Genomic DNA, 18,325 nt, shown 5'->3' with positions numbered 1-18,325 from the left:
GCGTTCATGAAGCAAACGTTGAGTATGTTTTCTTGACATCTCGTAAAGATTGATATCAGACTGTGGTGAGCGCCACATCCACCTCCGCCTGCCGGCTCTTGCTCCGGCAGGGCACCAGTCATGGCGCGTCACCGGAGGATCGACCCGGAACAAAGGAGTTTCATCGATGAGTCAGACCATTTCGGTACCGAGCCGCGGCTCGGTGCGAGCCACTTTCATAGCCGCCTACAGCGCGGTCACACTGGCCCAGATCACCAACGCGCTGCCGGGCGCCCTCAGCGGCACGTTCGCCGCGGAATTCCATACTTCAGGCGCGGGCCTGACCTGGATCGCGGGCATGTTCTTGATGGGTATTGTCGTGTTCGAACTCAGCTGGGGCCTCCTGGGCGACGTGTTCGGACGCAAGAAGCTTCTGTACATCGGAGCCGGGGTCAGCATCGTCGGCTCCGTCATGGCTGCGCTGGCGCCGACAACCGAGATGATGATCGCCGCCCAGGCCGTCGGCGGCATTGGGGCGGGCATCCTGTTCCCCATCTCGCTGTCCATGATCGCCGCGATCACCCCGGATCACCGCGCACGGGCGAAGGTCATCGCCACGTGGGCCGGGTTCCTGTCCCTCGGCGCGGTGATCTCCCCAGTGCTCGCTGGCTTCACCGCGCAGTTCTTCACCGTGCCGGGTGCTGCGCCGGGTGCGCCGAACGAGTTCAGCGGCTGGCGGGCGGCCTACCTGGTTGCGGCCGCAATTGCCGTGCTCGTACTCCTCGTCGCGCTCCGGGCGAAGGACTCCGCGGCAGCCGAGGGGCGCAAGTTGGACATCCCCGGCCAGATTACGCTCGCGCTCGGACTTATCGCCGTCCTCTACGCCACGGTGACAGCGGTTGATGCCGGCTTCGGCAGCGCCCAGGTGATTGCAAGCTACGTCGCGGGCGGAATCCTCCTGGTCTCCTTCGTCGTCATCGAATCACGCACCGCGCAGCCCCTGATTCACCTGTCGCTGTTCAAGAACAGCGCCTACTCGATCACCGGCATTGTGGCGGTCACCGGCATGTTCGCCTTCCTCGCGATCTGCTTCAGCACCAGCGTCGCCGTCAGTGGACTCGCGCTGGCCGAGACCTGGAAGGTCGGTGTGCTGTTCGTCTTCATCCAGGGCCCGGCATTCGCCTTCATCCCGGTGGTGGGGTGGCTCATCCACCACGTAGCACCGCGCTGGGTGCTCACCGCGGGCTTCGTCCTCATGGCAGTCTCCGGTTTCTGGCTCTCGACATTCGCCCTCGGCACTCCGGAGGCCTTCGGCGGCACCCCTTGGACGGCCTTCATTCCGCCGCTCCTGCTGTTGGGTATCGGATTCGCGCTCACCGTCGGTTCCGTCACCGCTGTTGCCATCAACACCGTCCCGCCCCAGCAGATCGGCATGGCTTCGGCGACGACGAACCTCCTGCGCGACCTCGGCTTCGCCCTCGGCCCCGTTGTCGGCTCAGCCATCGCCTTCGGCATCGGAGCCACGGCCTTCGCGGGTCCCCTTGCCGGGATCCTCGGCGGGGCGGGACTGCCCGCAGAGGCCGTCAGCGGGCTGGCGAACGTGCCGCCGCTGGGCTTCCTCGCCGGCTGGGACGGGGTCATCGCCCAGTTCTCCGGCCAGGCGCTGGCAGGCGGCGCGCCCACCCCGGCGGTCGACGGTATGGTCCAGGCCCTCAACGCCGCACAGCCGCAAATCCAGGGTGTGGCAGGGACCTCACTGGGCCAGGGGTTCCAGGCTGTATACCTCACCGCGGGCATCGCGGCGATCCTCTCCGCCACTCTCACCCTCTTCATCTCTGCACGGTCCTCGGCGCCCGCGCCCGAGGCCATCGCCGAGACCACCGAAGTAAACGCCGAGGCCGCCGTCTAAGCCTGACGGCCTCCGGCACTGACCTGACCACCTACCTTCCGCAAGGAGAACACCGTGACTGCACCCACCGAATCCGGCATCGACATCTGGGACGACGACATCCTGGTCGACCCTTACCCTACCTACGCCGCGCTCCGCGAGCAGGCCGCAGTGGTCCACCTCCCCAAGAACGACCTCTACGTCCTGACGCGCTACGACGTCATCCGCGACGCGCTCGGCGATCCGGAGACCTTCTCGTCCACCAGCATCGGTTTCAACCCCATGGTGAACGAGGCGCTGCAGGGCACCTCGCTTGCCTCCGACCCGCCCGTCCACACCCAGCTCCGCGCCACGCTGTCCCAAAACCTCACCCCCCGGGCGCTCCGCGGCCTGAAAGTCGTCATCGACGAAAAGGCGGACAAGCTCGTCGCCGAACTCGCCGCCAGCGGCAGCTTCGAGGCCATCGATTCCCTGGCCCGGGCCTTCCCGATCGAAATCGTTGCCGACCTCATTGGCTTCCAGGGACACGTCAAGGACAACATGCTGCGCTGGGGCCAGGCCGCGATGCAGGTCCTCGGCCCGCTGAACCAGCGCACCCAGGAGAGCTTCCCGATCGCCGGCGAGCTCTACGGCTGGTGCTCGTCGGTCACCGCAGAAGACCTCACACCCGGCTCAATCGGCCGAGGTATTTTCGATGCCGAGACACGCGGCGACATTCCCCAAGGTTCTGCGGGGCACATCATCCACCAGTACCTGGGAGCGGGCGTTGACACGACAATCGCGTCAATCGGGAACATCATTGCGCTGTTCGGCCGCCACCCCGAGCAGTTCGACCTGGTCCGGAAGAACCCGGACCTGGTCCCCGCAGCGTTCGCCGAAGTGCTGCGCTACTGGGCCCCGGTCCACATCTGGGGCCGCAAGGCAATGCGCGACGTGGAGATCGAGGGCGTCACGATTCCCGCAGGGGCCCAGGTGGGCATCCTCTTTGGGGCCGGCAACCGCGACCCGCGGCACTACGGGGATCCCGACACCTTCAACGTGATGCGGAACCCGGTGGACCACCTGTCCTTCGGCTACGGACCGCACGGCTGCGCCGGCCAGGGCCTGGCGAAACTGGAAGCGCATGCGATTATTGAGGCGCTTGCCCGCAGGGTGAGAACGCTGACGATCTCCGATGAGGTCCGGGAGCCGAGCAACATCACGCGGAGCCTCGAGTCGCTCCAGGTCGCCAAGGTGGTGGCAGCATGAGGATCGAACTTGACCGGCCGCGCTGCGAGGGTCACGGCCTCTGCGAAGAGGCCGCGCCCCGGCTGATGCACCTCGACGATGAAGGCGAGCTGGTACTCGACGTCCCGGACGTGGAAGGGGCTGACCTGGACGCCGCGAAGGCGGCGGTAAGGGTCTGCCCGGTTGCCGCACTGCGATTGGCCGCGGCATGACGATGCGAAAGATCGTGGTGGTCGGCAACGGCATCGCCGGGCTCACGGCCTGCGACTCGCTGCGCTCGGCCGGCTTCGACGGCGAGCTCACCGTTGTGGGCGCGGAGCGCCACCAGCCCTACAGCCGGCCGGCCCTCTCCAAGGCGCTGCTGCACGCTGTCGACGGGCAAAGCGACGGGAACAGCGACGGCGGACTCCAACCCCATGTGCTCCCCGAGCCGACCCACGAAGCAACGGAGCTGCTCGGAGTCAGCGCCACGGGCCTGGACGTCGCGGCCCGGCTGGTGCGCCTGGACGGGGGAGGGGAGCTGCCGTATGACGGCCTCGTCATCGCTTCGGGTTCCCGGGCAAAGCGACTCGGGGCGGGTGCGCAAGAGACGCAGAAGAAGGGAACAGCCGGACCGCAACGGGACGGCTCCCACCGGGAACTCACCCTGCGCACCATCGAGGATGCGATCCTCCTCAAGGAACGCGTCGCATCGCGCCCGTCGGTTATCGTGATCGGCGGCGGAGCGCTGGGCATGGAGGTCGCGTCCGGTTGCGTGCACGTGGGCTGCGAGGTCACCCTCGTCTCCGACGGCAAGCCCCTGGCGCGTCAGCTCGGCGACCATCTGGCGGACATCTTCACCGCCGCCGCCATCCGGCGCGGACTGCGCGTGGTTGGCGGCGGGAAGGCCCGGCTTGTCGATCACGGCGCCGGGGCAAAGGTCGTCCTGGCCGACGGCACCGTGCTGGAGGCTGACTTGGTGGTCACCGCCATCGGCGATGAGCCGAACATCGGCTGGCTCGCCGGCTCGAACCTTCTCGTCGACGGAGAGCTGCGGGTCGATTCGCGCGGCAGGCTCCGGTCGGACATCGTCGCCGCCGGCGATGTGGCGTCCTTCCCGACCCGCCGCGGGGTGGAACGGGTGCCCTTGTGGACCAGCGCCATCGACCAGGCCAGGGTCGCCGGCGTCGGCCTCCTGAAGGGTGACGCGGCGCCCGAGTTCGACTTCCAGCCCTACTTCTGGACGGAGGGCTTCGGCCTCTCGCTCAAGTCGGCGGGCTTCGCGCCGGCTGTCGGGCCTCCCGACTACTGCGAGCCCGGCGGGGGCGCGGACTCGATGCTGCTTCGCTGGGACAACACGGACGGTTCCGGCACCGCCGCCGCGCTCAACTACCGGATCCCCGTCCCCAAGCTGCGCCGGTTCGCCGACGCCGGTCCGGCCGCGCTGCGTGCGGCGCGCCCGCTCGAACCTGACGCCGCACAACACCGTTAGGATTGATCCATGTCGTCGTTGCGAGAAGCCCAGAAGCAGCTGACCCGCGACGTGATCGTCGAACGGGCGCTGGAGCTCTTCACCGAGAAGGGCTACGCCGCGACGACGATCGATGAGATCGCCGCTGCGGCCGGTACCACCCGGGTGACTTTTTACGCCTACTACCCCACGCGCAGCGACCTGATGCGGGACTTCATGGCCCGCGTCAACGCCGTACTGGACCGCGCGGCCGGCCCCGAACGGGGATCGACCGCGGCCGAGCTCGTCGACGTCGTGCGTGCGGGCGAACTGGCGGGCATCCTGGCCTGGCTGGAGTCGCGGGCGGCGCTCTGGCCGGTCTTCCGCCCGTACCTCGACGTGCTCGAGGAGGCAGCCGCCATCGATCGCGAAGTGCGCGCCTTGGTCGAGGGATGGCATGAGGAGGTCATCTCGGACCTCGTGCGCGGAATGGAGCTGGCAGGGCGCTTCCCGGAGGAGACGCACCACATTCGCGGCACCCTTGCCTTCACCTCGCTCGACTACGTGGCCACGCTCTGGACCCGACGGAAGTTTGAACCAAACCGGGAACATGCCCTCGAGGTGCTCGCCGATAACTGGTATCACCTGCTCTGCGACGAGGGCTAAGCCTGCCCTCGCAGACGGACGCCTATGCTTATTGAATGGAAAGTATTGGCGCAGGCGAAGTGCTGGACGAGGCAGTCGACCACCGGGCCCTGGCCGTCGCCGTGATCGACATCTCCGCCGACGTCCGGCGGAAGTCGCACAATGACACCGGCGTCCGGCCGCTGTCCAACGGCGTCCTGGAAATCCTCCGCGTCATCGAAAGCCACCCCGGCATCACCGTCGCGGAAGTCGCTTCCCGTCTGGGCCGGCAGTTCAGCAACGTCAGCGTCCAGCTGCGTGAGCTGGTCGCCGCCGGCCTCGTCACCCGGATCCGCGACGCCGCGGACAAGCGCTACGTCGCCCTCCACCCCACGGCCGAATCCCAGCGGATCAAGGTGCTCCTCGAGGGTGCCTGGGCGGAGGCGCTGGAGTCGGCCAGTTCCCGGCTGCTGCCTGAAGAGCGCGAGCAAATTGCCGCCAGCCTCCCGGCCCTGCAGCGCCTCGCCTCGATACTCTCCGAACCCGAGTAACCCACATCCCCCCCTGCCACGGTCATGACGCATCGTCCTTGATAGTTATACTTTTATAAGTATTACTACTTTGGAGGATGGGACATGGGTATGGCAACGCAGTTGGAAGAGGCAGTCGTCCGGCGGGGGAGCAGGCCAGGGAAACGCTGGTGGGCGCTGGTGTTCCTTGCCCTCGCGCAGTTCATGGTGGTGCTGGACGGCACAATCGTGAATCTGGCGCTTCCTCGCCTCCAGCTCGAGATGGGGATCAGCGATTCGACCCGCTCCTGGGTGGTCACGGCCTACGCGCTGGCCTTCGGCGCCTTCCTGCTGCTCGGCGGACGCATCGCAGACTTCTGGGGCCGCAAGCGGACGTTCCTTGTGGCAGCCGTCGGCTTCGCCGCCGCGTCCCTGGTCGGCGGCATCGCGCAGCAGCCCTGGGAGCTGATCGGCGCCCGCGCGCTGCAGGGCGTGTTCGCTGCGCTGCTCGCCCCGGCAGCCTTGGCGCTGCTGACCGTCGCCTTCCCTGGCGGAAGGGACCGCGGCACGGCGTTCGCGATTTTCGGTTCCATTACCGGCGTCGGCGCGGCCGCCGGTGTCCTGCTGGGCGGGTTTTTGACCGAATACGTGAGCTGGCGCTGGTGCTTCTTCGTGAATGTGCCGATTGCCGCCATCGCCCTCTTCGGCGTGTGGTCCCTGGTCAGTGAAAGCAAGGCCCAGGGGTCCACCAAGCACGACTGGCCCGGGGTCATTCTGGCAGCCCTCGGCCTTGGATCCCTTGTCTACGGCTTCACCAACGCCGAGCACGGCTGGGATGCCCCCGAAGCCTGGGGCTTCATTGCCGCCGGCGCAGTTCTCCTGGCACTCTTCGTCCTGGTCGAGACCAAAGTCAGGCATCCGCTCCTGCCGCTGCGCGTGGCCACCGAACGAAACCGCGCGGCCGCCTTCCTGGCGTCGTTCCTTTCCGGCGCTGTCCTCATTGGCGGCATCCTGTTCATCAACTTCTACATCCAAATCGTGCTGGGCTTCGCTCCGTTCCTCGCCGGGCTGGCTTCGCTGCCGATGACGGTTGCGGTAATCATCACGGCAGCGCTCGTCGCGAAGAACCTGCCGAAACTGGGGGCCAAAATCCCGACCGCCGTGGGGCCGGTCTTCATGGCGGCTGCGATGCTGTGGCTCACCCAGGTCAGCGCTGAGGGCAGCTACTTCGTCAACATGCTCCCCGCCCTGCTTCTCATAGGCATCGGGCTGGGCGTGGTGTTCGTGCCCATGCAGAACCTTGCCCTGTTCGGCGTGGACAAGGATGACTCCGGTGTGGCCAGTGCGTTGGTCAACGCCTCGCAGCAGATCGGCGGCTCCCTCGGCATCGCCCTGTTCAGCACCATCGCCGCAGCAGCCACGGCCGGTGGCGCGACGCTTTCGGCCCTCTCTGCAGGCTATGCCATGGTGTTCCTCTGGGCCGCAGGCGTCGCGATCCTGATTGCCCCTGTAGCCCTGCTGCTCATCAACATCGACCGCGAGACGTTCACCGGATCAGCTGGCGATACTCCAGTCGTGCACCTGGGCTGACGCAACCAAACACGAAAAGCGGAAGGCCCCCTCGCCGAGGGGGCCTTCCGCTTTCACGACCGTTGAGCCAGTGCTCAAATCCACTTCGGGGCGGCTGGAACCGTCCCGTCTTTCGCTTCAGTGCCGGGCCCGGTAGCGGTGACGCCGCCATTGCCGCGGCCGGCGGCCCATTCGACGACGGCGGCCAGCGGTCCGGAGACCACGGTGGGGGTCGCCGACGCCGTGTCCCCGAAGGTCAGACCGCGGTCGGTGACCGTGACGACGAGGCCTTGATCGGTGCCGCGGGTGTGCCAGGCGCCGGTAATGTCCGCCAGCAGCCGTTCCAGCACCGGCGCCGGGATGTCGGTGAAGCTCGCGCCGTTGTCGAGGTCGACGGCGTGCATCCAGACTTCGCGGCTGCGCATCCACACCGTTTCCGTGGCGGGCACTTCCCGGCCCTGGATGGTGCGGACTTTGTGGTGCCAGGCGTCCCCGGGCAGGTCCCGCCATTCGACGTTCAGGTGCACGGCCGAGTGGTCGAAGAGGTGCCGGAGCGCGATCGGGCTCAGCGTGGCGCCGAAGTCGATCTCGTGGTCCCGGACCGCAGTGGAGGCGTACATGGGGGTCTCCACTCCGGTGGCCGCCCACTCGATGAGCCGGGCGATCGCCCGGGCGTTGTAGCCGATGTGCGCCGTGATGTGGCGGCGGGTCCAGCCCGGCAGCAGCGAATCGCCGTCGAGTTCCGCGTCGGAGAGCTCGTTGAGCTTGCGGGCGAAGAACGCCGTGCCGCGCCGCGCCTGCAGCAGCGCCGCGAGCAGTTCCGGGTCCGTCGTCTGGTCCTGGCGGGCAACCATCAGGCTTCCTTGATGACGCGGTTCTTCAGCTGGCCCAGTCCCTCGATGGTGGTGACCAGGATCTGGCCTTCCTGCAGGTAGCGCTTCGGGTCCTGGGCGTGGCCCACGCCGCCCGGGGTGCCGGTTGCGATCACGTCGCCCGGGTTCAGCGTGATGATCGTGGAAATGTAGGAGACCAGGAACTCCGGGGTGAACACGAGGTCACCGGTCGGGGTGCTCTGCTGGATTTCGCCGTCGACCGCGGAGGTCATCAGCGGCCCGGCGGTGAACTCGTCCTTGGTGACCAGGGCGGGGCCGAACGGGGTGGACTTCTCCCAGGTCTTGCCCTGCAGCCACTGGATGGTGCGGAACTGGTAGTCCCGCATGGACACGTCGTTCAGGACGGCGTAGCCGGCGATGTGGTCCGCGGCGTCGGCTTCGCTGATCCGGCGGCCCTTTTTGCCGATCACGACGGCGAGTTCGGCTTCCCAGTCGACGGCGTCGGATTCCTGCGGCAGCGCCAGGTCATCGTTGGGGCCGATCAGGGATTCCTGGTACTTGGCGAACAGGGTGGGGAACTCGGGGACTTCCCGGCCCATTTCCTTGATGTGGTTGCGGTAGTTGTGGCCCACGCAGATGATCTTGCCGGGGGAGGGCACGACGGCGTCCAGGTCGGCGCCCTCGAGAGGGTGCGTGGCGCCGGCCGCCGCCTTAGCGGTTGCTTCCCAGTCCTGGGTGCGGAGCAGTTCTCCGACGTCGGCAAAGCCGTCGATCTCGGTCAGGGTGTCGCCGTCCTGGCGGACAGCCTTATTAACTGTTTTGTCTCCAACAGAGGTGCGGAGGGTGAGAAGTCTCATTACTTGTTGCGTCCTTCGATGTAGGTGCGGTTGAAGTTCAGCCGTTCAAAAATGGGGGCGTCACTGAAGCGGAACAGATCAAACTGGGTTCCGGCCTGCAGCGACCATTCCTGCCAGGACGGGACCACGAAGAGGTCGCCCTTGGCCAGGGTCCGGGTTTCGCCGTTGAGGACCACCGAGCCGGAGCCTTCAAAGACCTGCCAGACGCTGGAGCCCACCTCGCGGACCGCTTCGGTGCTGGCCCCGGCGCGGAGCCGGTGGAATTCGGCGCGGATGGTCGGCATCACGTCCCCACCGGTGGTGGGGTTGGTGTAGCGGACGGCGGCGTGGCCCTGGGACACAGTGGCCGGATGGCCCTCGTCCTCGAGCAGCAGCTGCTCGGACAGGGCACGGTCCGTGTGTTCCCAGCGGTAGGCCGCGATGGGGGAACTCGTGGTGTCATCCAGGCCCGACAGCGGGCGCAAGCCCGGGTGCGCCCAGAGCCGCTCGGAGCGGGAGATGTCCGGGGTGGCCTCGTCGGTGACGCGCTCGGTGCCGAATTCGAAGAAGCCGGCGTCAGCGTAGTGCACGAACGGGATGTCCAGGCCGTCGATCCAGGCCATCGGCTCATCGGTGTCGTTGTGGTGCCCGTGGAAGTTCCAGCCCGGCGTCAGCAGGAAGTCGCCGCGGGACATCCGCACCGGGTCCCCGTTCACCACAGTCCAGACCCCTTCGCCCTCGACGACGAAGCGGAAGGCGTTTTGCGAGTGACGGTGTTCGGGCGCCGTTTCGCGGGCGCCGAGGTACTGGATGGCTGCCCACAGCGTGGGTGTGGCGTACGGCGTCCCGGCCAGGCCGGGATTGGCCAGGGCGATGGCCCGGCGTTCCCCGCCCCGGCCCACCGGGACCAGATCGCCGGCACGGGCAGCCAGCGGGTACAGGTCGCTCCACCGCCAGACGTGGGGGACCGCCTTGGGGGTCGGGACCATCGGCATGAGGTCTGCGATCTCGGTCCACAGCGGGATCAGGTTTTCGCGGTCAAAATCCCGGTACAGCTCTTTGAGCTGGGCAGCTTCTTCGGGCGTCGGCTCCGGAGCAGTGTGCCCCGCGGCCACTGATTCGTGAGTCGTGTTCTCGGCGCTGATGGACACGTGGGCCTCCTCGGTAGGTCAGAACAGTTCGTTGGCGTAGTTCGACTCTACGGATGCCGGTGTGTGACCCCCAACATATTCTGCTGGTCAGAATTCCCGGAACCGGGCTCCCGCGGCGCTCAGTCCGGCTCGGCCGGGTTGGCCGCGATGTCGATCTCCAGCTGCCGGCAGGTTTCCCGCAGGGCGGGGACCAGCCCGGCGTCAAACACGCGGCGGAAGCGGGTCGCGGGGGTGGCGACGCTGAGTGCGCCGACCACGTGCCCGTGCCGGTTGTGCAGGGCCATCCCGAGCGCGCTCACGCCCTCTTCCGTGCCTTCAAAATTGGCCGCGAATCCGTTACTGCGGACGGATTCAAGCTCACGCAGGAACGCCGGGTACTCCGCAGCGGCAATGGTGTCCCCGCCAATCTCGGCATTGTTGCTGCGAAAGAGCTGGTCGATCATCGGCGGTTCCAGTTCGGCGAGCATGGCCTTGCCTCCGGACGTTTTGTTGGCCGCCATCACCGTCCCCTGCCGGTCACCAACCCGCAGCACATTGTTCCCTTCCACCGTCGCCAGGAAGCGCACTTTCGTCCCCACCCGCACCATGAGGTTCACCGTCTCGTCGAGCCGTGCAGAGAGAAGCTCCATGTGCGGCTGGGCCAGGGATCGGAGCAGCCGGGTCCAGCTCAGGCCGGCCGGCCCGACGCCCATTGCCGGGCCGGGGACATAGCGGCGCGTTTCATCCTGCACGGCGAATCCCCGGTAGACCAACATCGCCAGCAGGCGGTGGGCGGTGGACGGCGCCACGCCCAGCTCCTCGGCGGCGTCCTTGAGCCGGAGTGCTCCGCCGTCGCGGAGCAGCTGGAGGAGCTGCAGCGCGTTGTCCACCGCCTCGATGGAATAGGTGGGCCGTTTCTGGACGGGCTTGCGGGCCGCTCTGGCGGATGGGTTGTTCTGCACATCAGAATTGTATTGTGGTTCACCTGCGGCGGCTAGGACAGTGAGTGGCATGAATCACACACAATCTGTTGCAGTGCCGCAACGGTCTTCGCCGGGGGCCTCTGCCCCCTCAACCGTTGGTGGGCCCGCATCACGGTTCTCCAAAGGCTCGGCAGCCGCCGTCCTGGTCTGCTGGCTGTTAGTGGTCTTCGATGGCTACGACCTGATCGTCTACGGCACGGTCCAGTCCTCCCTGATCTCCGAGACCGGATGGGGGCTGACCAAGGCCACCGCCGGGACGATTGGTTCCATGGCTTTCGTCGGCATGATGATCGGGGCGATCTTCGCCGGCCGGATGGCCGACTCGTGGGGCCGCCGCCGCACCATCCTGGGTTGCGCCATCGTCTTTTCGATTTTCACCATCCTCTGCGCCTTCGCCCCCAATGCGGCCGCATTCGGGGGGCTGCGGCTCTTGGCGGGCATCGGGCTCGGTGGCCTGGTGCCCTCGGCGAACGCCCTCGTTGCCGAACTGGTCCCCACTAAGTGGCGGTCCACCATCGCCACCCTGATGATGTCCGGCGTCCCGATCGGCGGGTCCATCGCCGCCCTCGTCGGCATCCAGCTGATCCCTGCCTTCGGCTGGGAGTCCATGTTCCTCGTGGCCGTGCTCGCACTGATGATCGTGGTGCCTCTCGGACTGAAATACCTGCCCGAGACGCTGGCCCCGGTCAGTGCCGCGGACAGGGGAACTCGCAACCTCAAAGAGCCGATCGGCTTCAAGTCCCTGCTCCGCGCCCCTTACCTGGGGGTGAGCCTGCTGTTCGCCCTCGCGACGATCGCTACCCTGTTCGCCTGGTACGGGCTGGGAACCTGGCTGCCCAACCTCATGCAGCTGGCCGGCTACAACCTGGGCTCCGCCCTGACCTTCGCCCTGGCCCTCAACCTGGGTGCGGTGGCCGGCTCGGTGATCACGGCCTGGGCCGGGACCCGCTTCGGTCCGATTCCGACGGCGATCGCCGCGGCCGCCGTCGCCGCCGGCGCTCTCGTGGTCCTGGTTGCGGGACCGCCGGTCACCGTCGTGTACCTCATGCTGGTCCTCGCCGGCGTCGGCACCCACGGCACGCAGTGCCTCATCATCGCCGCCGTCGCGAGCCACTATCCCGGGCACCTGCGCGGGACCGCGCTGGGCTGGGCACTGGGGACCGGCCGCATCGGCGCCGTCGCCGCACCCCAGATCGGTGGCCTCCTGCTGGCTGCTGGACTGGGCGTCAATTCCAATTTCCTGGCCTTCGCCGGTGCAGCCGCGATAGCAGCGGTCCTGCTGGCCGCCGTCGGGCTCAAACTCAAATCAAAACTCTCAACCTCCCCTTCACTAACAGGAGCAAGCAATGTCTGAGCACGTCCCGTCCACCAGTTTCCTGTCCACCGACGGCCGGTCCACCGATGTCCTCGTCATCGGAGGGGGAATGGCCGGATTGGCCGGAGCCCTCGCGCTGCGGGAAAGCGGCGCCGACGTCACCCTCGTGGAGCGGGCGCCCGAATTCGGCGAGGTCGGCGCCGGGCTGCAGATGGCGCCCAACGCCTCCCGCGTCCTGAAGCGCTGGGGCCTGCTGGACAAGGCCCTGGAGATTGGCGTCCAGCCCAAGCACCTGGTCTTCCGCGACGCCGTCACCGGCGAGGAGCTCACGCGCCAGAGCCTCGGCGGGGAATTCGAAGAACGCTACGGTGCGCCCTACGTGGTGATCCACCGCAGCGACCTGCACCGGGTCCTGCTCGAGGGCTGCGAAGCGGCGGGCGTGAATCTGGTCAACGATGTCATGGTCGAGAGCGTGGAGACCGTGAACGGCAGGGGAGTGGCCCACACGGCCGCCGGTGTGGACTACGAGGCCGACGTCGTCATCGGCGCCGACGGGCTCAAGTCCACCCTGCGCCCGCTCGTTGCCGGCGACGAGCCGGTCCCCTCGGCCTACGTCGCCTACCGCGGCACCGTGCCGATTACCGAACACACACCCAAGGCGGACCTCGAGGACGTCATTGTCTACCTCGGACCGGACTGCCACCTCGTGCAGTACCCGCTGCGCAAGGGCGAGCTGCTGAACACCGTGGCCGTTTTCAAGTCCGCCTCCTTTGAGCGCGGCGAGGAGCAGTACGGGGGAGTCGACGAGCTCGAGGCCGCGTACAAGGACTGCGTCCCCGCCGTCCGGGCTGCGCTGAAAAACCTGGGCACCAGCATGCGCTGGCCCATGTACGACCGCGATCCGATCGAAAACTGGGTGGCCGGACGGATGGTGCTGATGGGCGACGCCGCGCACCCGATGCTGCAGTACCTGGCCCAGGGCGCCTGCCAGGCGCTCGAGGACGCGGCAGTGCTGCAGGACGTCACCACCGGCACCGTGTTCACCGCCGACGGCGTCAACCCCGCAGCCTGGGACGGCGCGATCAAGGAATTCAACAACCTCCGCGCCGGCCGCACCGCCAGGGTCCAGCGCACCGCCCGCGTCTGGGGCGAATCCTGGCACGTTTCCGGGCTGGCCCGGACGCTGCGCAACCTGCTCTTCAAGAGCCGGATGGACAACGATTTCCGGTACAACGACTGGCTGTACGGGCAGGACGGCGACGGTGTGCCGGCGGCCCGCGCGGCACACTCCGGCATGGCGGACAAGATTTCCGCCTAATCCGGGCTCCGGGCGACGGGCCGTCCTTGGGTGACCCGTTACGAGCTCCGGGCCGGCTTCTTCAAGGAGCCGGCCCGGAGCTTCTTCCGTCATGATCCAGGGCGAACTTTCCGCCGATTCCTGGATGTTGTCGACGCACGGTGTTCGTCAACGGCAAGAATTCTCGGTCCCCCTAGGCTGTGTGGCATGACGATTTACAGGATGGATCACGTCGGAGTTGTGGTCGAGGATCTCGCGGCCGCTATCGCGTTCTTCGTCGAACTGGGCCTTGAACTGGAGGGCGAGGCAGCAGTCGAGGGAGAATGGGTGGACCAGCTCGTCGGGCTTGACGGCGTCCGGGCGGACATCGCCGTCGTGCGGACCCCGGACGGCCACGGCCGGGTTGAGCTGTCGACGTTCCACGCGCCGGCTGCCACCAGCCCTGCGCCCAGGGCGCCGGTCAACACCCCGGGCATCCCGCGCCTTACGTTCGTCGTCGACGACGTCGACGCCGTCCTCGAGCGCCTGCGCGCCCACGGCGCCGAACTCGTGGGGGAGGTGGCAGAGTATGGGGACATCTACCGTTTCTGCTACGTCCGCGGCCCCGCCGGAATCATCATCGGGCTGGTCGAGGAGCTCCGCTGACGTCATGTCACTGCTTCAGGCCGACGCTGTTTCGCGGAGGTATTGGCGGAGTCCGGGGATTGCGAAGTCCACCTTGCCGTAGCCGGCTGACTCGATCAGTCCCGCGGCGATGAGTCTCTTTCGGTACTTGGACACCACGTTGGGCTTGGCCGTCATGATGTTTCCGATCAGGCCCGCTGCCGATGGTCCATCCTGAAGGGCCATGGCGTCGAGGAACTCGCGGTCCTTGTCCGAGATATCCGATAGTGCTGACTCGACGACTACTAATGTGTTTCGTCTTTGAGCGGCGGTGATGGCGCTGTGCACGCTGCTCTCATCCAGTTTCCAGTTGGCCTTTCCCGCCTCCAGCCAGAGGTAGTAGCCCACAAGCTGAATAAGGAAGGGGTAGCCCTCGGTAGCCTCCGCGGCTTCACTGACGAGGCCGGGGGAGACGCCTATTCCTCCCTCACTGAAGAGCTCGCTGTAGGATGCGGTGACTTCGGCGATGGCTGCCTCGTGGAGATTGATCCTGTCGGCGCGTCGCAGGAAGGTCGCCACTCCTTCATTTAGGAGGTCGGAGACGGCGGATGGCAGGCCGGCGAAGATGAGGCCGATGGGCAGTCCGTCGCGGATGAAATGCTGCACTTCAGCGGCCAGTTGGGAAATTTCTGTGCGGTCGACCGCATGTATCTCGTCGATGGTGATAACGAGTCCTGTACCTTTTGCGTCCAACAGCCGCAGAAGGTCGTTCCCGGTCCGCCGCCAGTCGGCACTCCGTTCCTGGGGGAGTTGCGTTGTTAGTCCGAACCCTGCCGCCGAGAATGCTGTGATTTTCCGTGTTGGGGGCCCGTCTCCGAGCTCCTCGACAAGCCGAAGCATGTCGTCGCCGATTCCGGCGAGGAAACCGGGGTTTGCTGTTCGGGAGATAACCGCCCAGCCGTGAGTCCCTGCGATCCGTTCCGCGGCGCTCAGCATGACTGTCTTGCCGATGCCTCTGGATCCGGTGATGATGGTCAAAAGCCCGGGCGCTCCCGAGCCTTGCTGCAGGCCGTACTCGAATTCATCCAAGAGCCCGGCCCGCCCAATCAAGTCCGGCGGTGTGGCTCCTGCGGTGGGCTTGAAGGGGTTCCGCACGGGACCTCCAGGGTGAAAGTAGGTGAAAGTGGTGAAAGTGGTGAAACTGGTATCACACTATCAGTCGCCACATCCCGCAAAGCCCCGGGAGCTCTTGCAGGGCGAATATGCAGCGTCAGGCCATCCCTGTACGAAAACAAGTCGCCCAGTGGCTCTGTGCAGTTCGGTTCTGACCACCTGAGACTGCCGTACTCAGGCTGCGGCCAGGCAAGCTGACAGATACGGCCCTGGTTCACATGGTTGGATAGCGGCATGCCGATTCTTCCAAGGACAGAAAATTCACTCTTGGTCCGCACGAGCTTCGCCGATGACAAAGCTTGGTTGACTTGGGCGACTTGTCACATGAACCGTTCCGGTGCGTTGCCAGTGAACTTTGGGGAATCGATAACAACCTGAACATTGCCAAGATGGACTGGGAAGAGTTCGCCGAGAACACAGACGACGACGGCGTATTTAGGGGTTTTTCTTGACCGTTCTTGCTGCGGGAATGTCTACCACTCCTCCCGTACTTTAAGTGCCGATAATCAACATTATGTAAGGTAACTATGTATAACGCTACAGAAGGGGCTTGGTTCAGTCGTGATACCGCTCCCCTCTGGAGTCAACCCGAGACCCGATTTTGCACTTCCCCCAGATCACGCCGTTGGTGAATTGGAAGCCCATCACGTCGGCGTAGTCGCTGGCGCTTTGCTCGTCGCCGAACACGCCAAGGATCGTGTCGTGCGGCGACTCGTCATGCTGGACGATCCACACATACCCCTTCCGGGTGCGGAACCGTTCGAGCGACTTTCGCCTCCAGATCAGTAATGCATCCATGCCGCCATCATCCCCCGCCTGCCGGATGGCCCCCGGGAGGTAGACCCTGCTCCTGGTGGCCGCTCTCCGGCCGCCCGCCCGCCACCAGCCCGATGATGAGCCCGATGAGCGCTGCCGGTAGAGCTAGTACGGCCCCGAGGTGCGGAATGAAGCTGTCGGGCATGACGGCATCCGGCCAGCCGACCAGCAGGGCCGGTGCCGCGACGGCCAGGACTATCGGCCATCCAAGATCCCTCAGGCGTGCCCAGGCGGCTGCAGCGGCCGAGGCGGCAGTTCCGGCGAAGATTAGGGCGTGGCCAGGGCCTTCCCCTGGGGTGCGGATGAGTGAGAATGTCACGGCCAGGCCCGCGGCGGTGAGTAGGAGGGATGCCAGGATGGCCAGGGTCCACAGGGTGGCCTGTCGGCGGCGGCGGGTGTTCATGGGCTCAACCTACGCCATGGGCTTTTCGGGTCCTACTCCCCCGCGTTTTTGTAGTGTTATGCAGAGGGTGCGCAAAGCGGAAACCCCCGGGAATCCAGTGATTTCCGGGGGTTTCCGCTGCGAGTAGCTGGGTTGGCGTCAGCCTGGGAGGCTGCCGCCGCCGTTGTAGCCTCCGTTGACCCGGGTGGCGTTCGGGTAATAGCGGCCGTCATTGCCCAGTTCGCGGTCGCGGGTAGCGCGCGGCTCGAAGTGAGGGTGCTTGTTACCGGCGCCCACCTTCTTGCGGACGACGAAGTAGACGACCGTTGCGATCAATGCCGTGATGATGAGGGCTGTGATTACTGCTTGTGTTGTGTCCATGGTTCCTTGTCCGATCCGTTCCGCGCGAGTGGTGGAGTAGCTGGGGTGGCGTCATGACCCGCCGCTGCCGCTGATTCAGTGATTGGCGGCCGTGGAGGTCGGGTTGGTGCTCCCGTTGTGAGGTGCGGTGTGGTTGTGGCTGTCGCGCGCGTCAAAGTGCGGGTGCTTGTCCGTGAAGAGGAGGTAGTTCAGCTTGGCTGCCAGACCAGGCTTTCGCGGCTGGTCGGTGCCGACGGCGATTGCCGCCTCCCCCTGGGTGTTGGCGTTGTCTGCGATCCTCTTGGTCGTGCGTCGGTAGGTGACGGTGAAGTAGATCGCGGTTGAGATGAGGGCTGCGATCATGAAGGCCGCGAATGCTGCCTGGGGTGTGGTCATGGCTTCATTGTCCCTCCCACCCCAGGGCTGGGGGCGGATATTTGCCGTTGGATTGCTCGGCTAATGCGTGGTCAATTATTCGTCCTCCTCCCCGCTTGCCCATACAAGAAGGGGCCCCAAAAATTGGTCACCCAAACCTAATGACAATCAGAGGTCCTACGTCTATGGTCAGGTTCAGCGTTCATTCCTAGGGGGAATAATGGATCGTGCTCGGCATCTGCCACTCAAAATTTCCGTTCTACTGGCTTCACTGCTCATGACCTCATGTGCAGCGACGCCACCTGGCGGGCAGTCCACGCCGACGCCCCTCTCAGCAACCGCTCAAGCTGACAAGAGTGCACCCACTCCCCTCCCGGCCACCACCACATCCCAGCCGCAGCAAACGTGCGCCCCATTCCTGCCCGGAGCGCCGTGCACCACCTACGACAGCGTCTCAGCCGCATCGAACGGTAAAGCCCTCCCGTGGGCGGCGAACGGAGCCGTCAAGGCTCAGCTCACGTCCATCAACGGTGAGCTGCTGCTGACCGTGCGGACCCCATGCGGGCCCCTGGGCGCCCCGGTGGTCATCAAGGGCAACATCTTCACCGTCGCCGGGAAGATTGCGACAGGCGCTGAGGGATGTGTAGGCGCTGAGGGTTACCAGCGACTCTGGGTTCAGGAATTCCTGAAGCGGCCCATTGCAATGACGTATGAAAGCGGCAAGCTGCTCTGGTCGAGCGGCGACGATTCGCTCACCTTCAAGGCCGAGTAACCATCCCATTCACACTTGGCGGACCGCCTCACGGCGGTCCGTTTCTTTGACCTACCCATGTCCGCATCAGGAAAACCAAGGAAGCAATCAACAACGGAGGGCTCGGATTCCTGCACGTCATTCCAGATGGGCTGCTCCTTGCCTCAGCGAATGGGTCACGTCTCCGCACGGCTGCGGCGGGGCAGAACATCCGGTTCCGGGACCCGCGTCAGGGCGGCTTCCCGT

21 protein-coding genes are annotated in these 18,325 nt (G+C 66.0%); 12 read left to right on the top strand and 9 right to left on the bottom strand.

Annotation, left to right across the window (positions count from 1 at the left end):
- Nucleotides 1–166: 166 nt before the first annotated feature.
- The 7 genes from AC1DBX_RS02355 (at nucleotide 167) to AC1DBX_RS02325 (ending at nucleotide 7,246) form a co-directional block, all read left to right on the top strand.
- A complete protein-coding gene (locus AC1DBX_RS02355; protein ID WP_476886541.1) occupies nucleotides 167–1,888 on the top strand; it encodes an MFS transporter in 1,722 nt (573 codons plus the stop codon).
- A gap of 54 nt (nucleotides 1,889–1,942) precedes the next feature.
- On the top strand, nucleotides 1,943–3,115 hold the full coding sequence (locus tag AC1DBX_RS02350; RefSeq protein ID WP_476858541.1) for a cytochrome P450: 1,173 nt from the start codon (nucleotides 1,943–1,945) through the stop codon (nucleotides 3,113–3,115).
- Complete coding sequence (locus AC1DBX_RS02345; protein ID WP_476850891.1) at nucleotides 3,112–3,306, top strand: ferredoxin; 195 nt, start codon at nucleotides 3,112–3,114, stop codon at nucleotides 3,304–3,306. The genes AC1DBX_RS02350 and AC1DBX_RS02345 overlap by 4 nt, the downstream gene beginning before the upstream one ends.
- A complete protein-coding gene (locus tag AC1DBX_RS02340; protein WP_476870814.1) occupies nucleotides 3,303–4,565 on the top strand; it encodes an NAD(P)/FAD-dependent oxidoreductase in 1,263 nt (420 codons plus the stop codon). Before AC1DBX_RS02345 ends, AC1DBX_RS02340 begins: the two co-directional genes overlap by 4 nt.
- A 9-nt stretch (nucleotides 4,566–4,574) precedes the next feature.
- Complete coding sequence (locus tag AC1DBX_RS02335; RefSeq protein ID WP_223916318.1) at nucleotides 4,575–5,189, top strand: TetR/AcrR family transcriptional regulator; 615 nt, start codon at nucleotides 4,575–4,577, stop codon at nucleotides 5,187–5,189.
- 35 nt (nucleotides 5,190–5,224) lie between these two features.
- Nucleotides 5,225–5,698: a MarR family winged helix-turn-helix transcriptional regulator gene (locus tag AC1DBX_RS02330; protein WP_476930992.1), complete on the top strand. Its 474-nt coding sequence runs from the start codon at nucleotides 5,225–5,227 to the stop codon at nucleotides 5,696–5,698.
- A 90-nt stretch (nucleotides 5,699–5,788) separates the two neighbouring features.
- Nucleotides 5,789–7,246 carry an MFS transporter gene (locus AC1DBX_RS02325; protein ID WP_476930991.1) on the top strand — a complete coding sequence of 486 codons (1,458 nt, stop codon included), beginning with the start codon at nucleotides 5,789–5,791 and terminating at the stop codon, nucleotides 7,244–7,246.
- Nucleotides 7,247–7,320: 74 nt separating this feature from the next.
- On the opposite strand, the gene AC1DBX_RS02320 is transcribed toward AC1DBX_RS02325, so the two are convergent.
- From AC1DBX_RS02320 to AC1DBX_RS02305, 4 genes are all read right to left on the bottom strand, one after another.
- Nucleotides 7,321–8,079 (bottom strand): maleylpyruvate isomerase family mycothiol-dependent enzyme, encoded by a 759-nt coding sequence (locus AC1DBX_RS02320; RefSeq protein WP_476930990.1) that lies wholly within the window; start codon nucleotides 8,077–8,079, stop codon nucleotides 7,321–7,323.
- Complete coding sequence (locus AC1DBX_RS02315; RefSeq protein WP_476930989.1) at nucleotides 8,079–8,915, bottom strand: fumarylacetoacetate hydrolase family protein; 837 nt, start codon at nucleotides 8,913–8,915, stop codon at nucleotides 8,079–8,081. The genes AC1DBX_RS02320 and AC1DBX_RS02315 overlap by 1 nt, the downstream gene beginning before the upstream one ends.
- Complete coding sequence (locus AC1DBX_RS02310) at nucleotides 8,915–10,045, bottom strand: cupin domain-containing protein (protein ID WP_476855850.1); 1,131 nt, start codon at nucleotides 10,043–10,045, stop codon at nucleotides 8,915–8,917. The genes AC1DBX_RS02315 and AC1DBX_RS02310 overlap by 1 nt, the downstream gene beginning before the upstream one ends.
- A gap of 119 nt (nucleotides 10,046–10,164) precedes the next feature.
- Entirely contained in the window at nucleotides 10,165–10,986 is an 822-nt protein-coding gene (locus tag AC1DBX_RS02305) for an IclR family transcriptional regulator (RefSeq protein WP_476930988.1), read from the bottom strand.
- A gap of 49 nt (nucleotides 10,987–11,035) precedes the next feature.
- Here AC1DBX_RS02305 and AC1DBX_RS02300 point away from each other — a divergent pair, with 49 nt between their 5' ends.
- The 3 genes from AC1DBX_RS02300 (at nucleotide 11,036) to AC1DBX_RS02290 (ending at nucleotide 14,264) form a co-directional block, all read left to right on the top strand.
- Nucleotides 11,036–12,361: an MFS transporter gene (locus tag AC1DBX_RS02300; protein ID WP_476930987.1), complete on the top strand. Its 1,326-nt coding sequence runs from the start codon at nucleotides 11,036–11,038 to the stop codon at nucleotides 12,359–12,361.
- Nucleotides 12,354–13,640 carry an FAD-dependent oxidoreductase gene (locus AC1DBX_RS02295; protein ID WP_476930986.1) on the top strand — a complete coding sequence of 429 codons (1,287 nt, stop codon included), beginning with the start codon at nucleotides 12,354–12,356 and terminating at the stop codon, nucleotides 13,638–13,640. Before AC1DBX_RS02300 ends, AC1DBX_RS02295 begins: the two co-directional genes overlap by 8 nt.
- Before the next feature lie 186 nt (nucleotides 13,641–13,826).
- Nucleotides 13,827–14,264, top strand: a complete 438-nt coding sequence (locus tag AC1DBX_RS02290) for a VOC family protein (protein WP_476930985.1) — start codon at nucleotides 13,827–13,829, stop codon at nucleotides 14,262–14,264.
- Between the two features lie 15 nt (nucleotides 14,265–14,279).
- Here the strand turns inward: AC1DBX_RS02290 and AC1DBX_RS02285 are convergent, their stop codons facing one another.
- The gene (locus tag AC1DBX_RS02285) at nucleotides 14,280–15,377 is read right to left on the bottom strand and encodes an AAA family ATPase (protein WP_476930984.1); all 1,098 of its coding nucleotides are present in this window, start codon (nucleotides 15,375–15,377) and stop codon (nucleotides 14,280–14,282) included.
- Nucleotides 15,378–15,694: 317 nt separating this feature from the next.
- Here AC1DBX_RS02285 and AC1DBX_RS02280 point away from each other — a divergent pair, with 317 nt between their 5' ends.
- Nucleotides 15,695–15,847 (top strand): DUF6924 domain-containing protein, encoded by a 153-nt coding sequence (locus AC1DBX_RS02280; RefSeq protein ID WP_476850881.1) that lies wholly within the window; start codon nucleotides 15,695–15,697, stop codon nucleotides 15,845–15,847.
- 103 nt (nucleotides 15,848–15,950) lie between these two features.
- Here AC1DBX_RS02280 and AC1DBX_RS02275 read toward each other — a convergent pair whose 3' ends face one another.
- From AC1DBX_RS02275 to AC1DBX_RS02260, 4 genes are all read right to left on the bottom strand, one after another.
- The gene (locus AC1DBX_RS02275) at nucleotides 15,951–16,193 is read right to left on the bottom strand and encodes a hypothetical protein (protein WP_476930983.1); all 243 of its coding nucleotides are present in this window, start codon (nucleotides 16,191–16,193) and stop codon (nucleotides 15,951–15,953) included.
- Nucleotides 16,194–16,200: 7 nt separating this feature from the next.
- Complete coding sequence (locus AC1DBX_RS02270; protein ID WP_476930982.1) at nucleotides 16,201–16,614, bottom strand: hypothetical protein; 414 nt, start codon at nucleotides 16,612–16,614, stop codon at nucleotides 16,201–16,203.
- A 138-nt stretch (nucleotides 16,615–16,752) separates the two neighbouring features.
- On the bottom strand, nucleotides 16,753–16,974 hold the full coding sequence (locus tag AC1DBX_RS02265; protein WP_243177538.1) for a hypothetical protein: 222 nt from the start codon (nucleotides 16,972–16,974) through the stop codon (nucleotides 16,753–16,755).
- A 75-nt stretch (nucleotides 16,975–17,049) separates the two neighbouring features.
- Nucleotides 17,050–17,349, bottom strand: a complete 300-nt coding sequence (locus AC1DBX_RS02260) for a hypothetical protein (protein WP_243177536.1) — start codon at nucleotides 17,347–17,349, stop codon at nucleotides 17,050–17,052.
- Between the two features lie 256 nt (nucleotides 17,350–17,605).
- Between AC1DBX_RS02260 and AC1DBX_RS02255 the strand changes: the two genes are divergently transcribed.
- Nucleotides 17,606–18,100 carry a hypothetical protein gene (locus AC1DBX_RS02255; RefSeq protein ID WP_476930981.1) on the top strand — a complete coding sequence of 165 codons (495 nt, stop codon included), beginning with the start codon at nucleotides 17,606–17,608 and terminating at the stop codon, nucleotides 18,098–18,100.
- Nucleotides 18,101–18,325: the final 225 nt, after the last annotated feature.

The sequence above is a fragment of the Arthrobacter sp. 10N44_2 genome (assembly GCF_056394385.1).
This window is presented reverse-complemented; position numbering and strand designations above follow the sequence as displayed.